Source organism: Streptomyces sioyaensis (assembly GCF_004122735.1).
Lineage (GTDB): Bacteria > Actinomycetota > Actinomycetes > Streptomycetales > Streptomycetaceae > Streptomyces > Streptomyces sioyaensis.
Genome location: NZ_SDIF01000259.1, coordinates 1 through 2438, shown reverse-complemented (window position 1 = coordinate 2438; position 2438 = coordinate 1). Strand labels below are relative to the sequence as shown.

Here is a 2438-nt window from a genome sequence, read left to right as displayed (position 1 = left end):
ACCTCCTGGCCGACCTCGACGACCTCGGAGGGGCTGGGGCGCAAGGGCCGGGGACGCCCGATGGTGGGGGCCGGCCGGGGCGGGAGCCGGACCCGGCCATCTGCGATGACGCGGGGCGGCGCAGGCCGGTCGTCGGGAATGCTTACGCCCCCTCATGCGTTGCCGCCCATGAGAACGAGAAGGAGCGGTCACTGTGTTGGATCCCCAGGGTTTGTACGAATGGGAGCCGAGCGGGCTTGCGGAGGTCGAGGCGATCGCCTCCAGGGACTCCGCCGGCCTGGTGCTGCTGTACCACTTCGACGGGTACATCGACGCCGGCGAGACCGGCGACCAGATCGTCGAGCGGCTGCTGGACGGCCTGCCGAACCAGGTCGTCGCCCGCTTCGACCACGACCGCCTTGTCGACTACCGGGCCCGCCGCCCGCTGCTCACCTTCGAGCGCAGCCGGTGGACCGCGTACGAGACCCCGAGCATCGAGCTGCGGCTCGTACGGGACACCACCGATGCGCCCTTCCTGCTGCTGACCGGGCCCGAACCGGACGTGGAATGGGAGCGTTTCGCGGGCGCGGTGAAGGACATCGTGGAGCGACTGGGCGTGCGCCTCTCGGTCAACTTCCACGGCATCCCCATGGGCGTCCCGCACACCCGCCCCGTGGGCATCACCCCGCACGGCAACCGCACCGACCTGATGCCTGGTCACAGTGCCTTCTTCGACGAGGCACAGGTCCCCGGCAGCGCCGAGGCGCTGATCGAATTCCGGCTCGCGGAAGCCGGACACGATGTGCTGGGCGTGGCGGCGCATGTTCCGCACTACATCGCCCGATCCGCCTACCCGGACGCCGCGTTGACCGCTCTGGAGGCCGTGACGGCCGCCACGGGGCTGGTCCTGCCGGGCGCCGCACACGCGCTGCGTACGGAGGCACTGCGTACGCAGGAGGAGATCGAGCGGCAGATCTCGGAGGGCGACGAGGAACTGGTGGCCCTGGTCAGCGGGCTGGAGCATCAGTACGACGCGGTGGCCGGGGCGGAAAGCCGGGCGAGCCTGGTGGCCGAGCCGGTGGAACTCCCCTCGGCCGATGAGATCGGCAGGGAGTTCGAGCGCTTCCTGGCGGAGCGGGAGGGCGACGGCGGGGCGGCCGGGGCTTGATCCGGCGCGTTGCTGGAACCGGTCGGGGCGTGAACCGGCGGGTGCTTGATCCGGGCGGTGCGTGGACCGGCCGGGGCCTGAACCGGCTGGCGTGTGAACAGGCCGGGGCCTCCTGTGCTGCCGCCGTCCGGGCGCACCGTATAGCGTGGGTCCATGGTGAAGGTGGGGCTGACCGGCGGAATCGGCGCGGGCAAGAGTGAGGTCTCGCGACTGCTGGCGTCATACGGCGCGGTGATCGTGGATGCGGACAAGATTGCCCGCGAGGTCGTCGAGCCGGGCACGCCCGGACTGGCGGCCGTGGTCGAGGAGTTCGGGGACGGCGTGCTCGCGCCGGACGGCTCGCTGGACCGGCCGAAGCTGGGCGGCATCGTCTTCGCCGACCCGGAGAAGCTGAAGGCACTGAACGCGATCGTGCACCCGCTGGTGGGGGCGCGATCGGCCGAACTCGAAGCAGCGGCGGGCCCGGAGGCGGTGGTCGTACACGACGTCCCGCTGCTGACCGAGAACGGCCTGGCGCCGCTGTACGACCTGGTGGTCGTGGTCGACGCCGCACCCCAGACCCAGCTGGACCGCCTGGTGCGACTGCGGGGGATGGCGGAGGACGAGGCCAAGTCCCGGATGGCGGCCCAGGCGACGCGCGAACAGCGGCTGGCGGTGGCGGACCTCGTGATCGACAACAACGGACCGCTGGAGGCGCTGGAACCGCAGGTCCGTGCGGTATGGGAGCGGCTGCGGAGCGCCTGAGGCCGGACGGTACCCTCGCCGCCATGACTGCTGCTTCCGATCTCGACGCCCAGACGCCCGGTGCGGGTGCCGCCTCCGCTGCGGAGCCCGGCGCGGGCGCCGCTTCCGAGTCCCACTCCGCCGCCGGGGCCGCACCCGCCTCGTTCGCGGTCAACATTCCTGGTATCGCGGACGACGAGTTGGAGGCGGAACCGCTGGACCCCTCCCAGATCGTCTCCGGCGAGCCCGTGGTGACGGGCAAAGTGCTCTGGGAGTCCCCCGACGGGCGGCAGATACGGGGAATCTGGCAGATCACGCCGGGAGTGGTCACGGACACCGAGGCCAACGAGCTGTTCGTGGTCGTCAGCGGGCGCGCCACCATCGAGGTCGAGGGCGGCCCGGTGCTCGAAGTGGGACCCGGCGATGCCTGCGTCCTGCGCGAGGGCGACCGTACGCAGTGGACCGTGCACGAGACGTTGCGCAAGGCGTACCACATCAGCCTTTAACGGGCCTTGGTTCGGCGGGGGAGTGGCGTGGGGGCGTGGTAGTGCTTCGGCGGGGGGCGGCT

Annotated in this window: 3 protein-coding genes; all 3 read left to right on the top strand. The window is 71.5% G+C overall.

Features of this window, described 5'->3' with window-relative positions; all coding sequences use genetic code 11:
* The first annotated feature begins 193 nt into the window (after positions 1-193).
* Complete coding sequence (locus tag EST54_RS33685; RefSeq protein WP_129251459.1) at positions 194-1147, top strand: PAC2 family protein; 954 nt, start codon at positions 194-196, stop codon at positions 1145-1147.
* 153 nt (positions 1148-1300) lie between these two features.
* The gene (gene coaE, locus EST54_RS33680) at positions 1301-1891 is read left to right on the top strand and encodes a dephospho-CoA kinase (protein ID WP_129251458.1); all 591 of its coding nucleotides are present in this window, start codon (positions 1301-1303) and stop codon (positions 1889-1891) included.
* Positions 1892-1914: 23 nt separating this feature from the next.
* Complete coding sequence (locus EST54_RS33675) at positions 1915-2376, top strand: cupin domain-containing protein (protein WP_275415961.1); 462 nt, start codon at positions 1915-1917, stop codon at positions 2374-2376.
* The last annotated feature ends 62 nt before the right edge of the window (positions 2377-2438 follow it).